The 1,674-nt window shown below is 76.6% G+C and carries 3 protein-coding genes; 2 read left to right on the forward strand and 1 reads right to left on the reverse strand.

Going from position 1 to position 1,674, the window contains the following annotated elements:
* The coding region (locus VGR37_22885) for a 3-hydroxyacyl-CoA dehydrogenase NAD-binding domain-containing protein (GenBank protein ID HEV2150263.1) at nt 1-1,177 on the forward strand (1,177 nt) is incomplete at its 5' end.
* A 68-nt stretch (nt 1,178-1,245) separates the two neighbouring features.
* Complete coding sequence (locus tag VGR37_22890) at nt 1,246-1,398, forward strand: hypothetical protein (GenBank protein HEV2150264.1); 153 nt, start codon at nt 1,246-1,248, stop codon at nt 1,396-1,398.
* Nucleotides 1,399-1,493: 95 nt separating this feature from the next.
* Here the strand turns inward: VGR37_22890 and VGR37_22895 are convergent.
* Nucleotides 1,494-1,674: hypothetical protein (locus tag VGR37_22895; protein HEV2150265.1), on the reverse strand; the 181-nt coding region annotated here is incomplete at its 5' end.

Consider the following 1,674-nt stretch of genomic DNA (forward strand, 5'->3'; position numbering starts at 1 on the left):
GGGGATCCCGGTACGGCTCCGCGAGCGCCGGCACCAGGCGCTGGTGGAGGGGCTGGAGCGGCTGCGCGCGCTGTTCCGCGAGGCGGTTCGCCAGGGGCACCTCGCGCGCCGCGAGGCGGACGAGCGCGCCTCGCGGGTGGCGGGGACGCTGGGCTACGGCGGCTTCGGCACGGTGGACGTGGTGCTGGAGGCGGTCCGCGACGCGCCGGAGCGCAAGCGGGAGGCGCTCCGCGAGGCGGAGGAGCACGTGCGCGAGGAGTGCGTGCTGGCCGTTACCGGCGCCTCCGCAACGGTCGGCCGGGTGCAGGACGCGCTGCAGCGCCCGGAGCGGGTGGTGGGGATGCACTTCGTCCCGCCGGTGGCGTGGGGGGTGCTGGTGGAGGTGGTGCCTGGCGCGCGGACCTCGCGGGCGGCGGAGGACGCCGCGGCGGCCCTCGCGCGCCGCCTGGGGAAGGTGCCGCTCCGGGTCCGCGACCGTCCGGGCTTCCTCGTCTACCGCCTCCTCCTCCCCTACCTGAACGAGGCGCTCCGCCTCCTGGAGGAGGGGACCGCGCCGGAGCGGATCGACCGCGTGGTGCGGGAGTGGGGGATGCAGGCGGGGCCGCTCCGGCTGGCGGACGAGCTGGGGATCGCGCGGGTGGCGCGGCACTCCCGCCTCCTCGCGGAGGAGCTGGGGGAGCGATTCCGCCCCCCAGCCCTTCTCGCCCAGCTCGCGGCGCCCTCGCGCAAGGGCGACCCGGAGCCCGGCGTGTACCGGTATGACCGCGGGGGGGAGCCGCGGGTCTCGCCCCGGACGGCGGAGGCGCTGCGGGCGGCCGGAGGGGCGCGCGAAGGAGAGGTCCCGGAGGAGGAGATGCGCTCACGCATGGTCCTGGCGATGGTCGACGAGGCCGCCCGGGCGCTGGACGAGCGCGTGGTGGAGACGGCGGCGGAGGTGGACCTGGCCATGCTGCTGGGCGCGGGCTTCCCGGCGGCGCACGGCGGGCCGCTCTTCCACGCGGACCAGCTCGGCGCCGCGGCGACGATCGCCGCGCTGGAGGAGCTCGCGGCCGCGCACGGGGAGCGGTTCGAGCCGGCGCCGCTGCTGCGCCGGTTGGCCGTGGAGGGGAGGGGGTTCCACGACGCGGCGGCGAGCCCTTCCGACGCCGTGCTTCTGGACACGCCGGGGGCCGGCTGATATGATATGCGTCGGTCCCGCGGCTGGCGGGCACTTCACCGAGCCGAAGCGACACACCCGAGCGAACCATGGCTGACCTGGACATCCGGCACGACGCGGACGCTCCGCCGCAGGACGACTACGCGACCTGGGAGATCGTTCTCTGGATCATCGGGATCCTCGCGATCCCGGGCGTGCCGATCCTGATGACGAAGTTCCTGACGCCGTACACCGGCTTCTGACGCCCGCTGCGTCCGAGACGGAAGCGCCCCCCCGGCCAGGCCGGAGGGGCGCTTCTCGTTCCGGGTCGTCTCCGCGCCTGGTCGGCGGGGGAAGGCTACGGCTCCGGGCGCACCCGGGTGGCGGGGAAGACCTCCACCGCGGCGGGTGCCGGGATGGGCAGCTCGCCGGAGGCACGGACGCCGGCTCTCGCGGGCACAGGCACGGGAGCGGCGGCGGGCTCGGCGACGCGCGGCTCCGGCGGCATCGGCGCATCGGCCGCCCAGCGGGTGTCGTAC

Source organism: Longimicrobiaceae bacterium (assembly GCA_035936415.1).
Classification (GTDB): Bacteria; Gemmatimonadota; Gemmatimonadetes; order Longimicrobiales; family Longimicrobiaceae; genus JAFAYN01.

Bases quoted from the DNA above. Each gene is read 5' to 3' on its own strand.
- VGR37_22890 (HEV2150264.1), top strand. From the start codon at position 1,246: ATGGCTGACCTGGACATCCGGCACGACGCGGACGCTCCGCCGCAGGAC.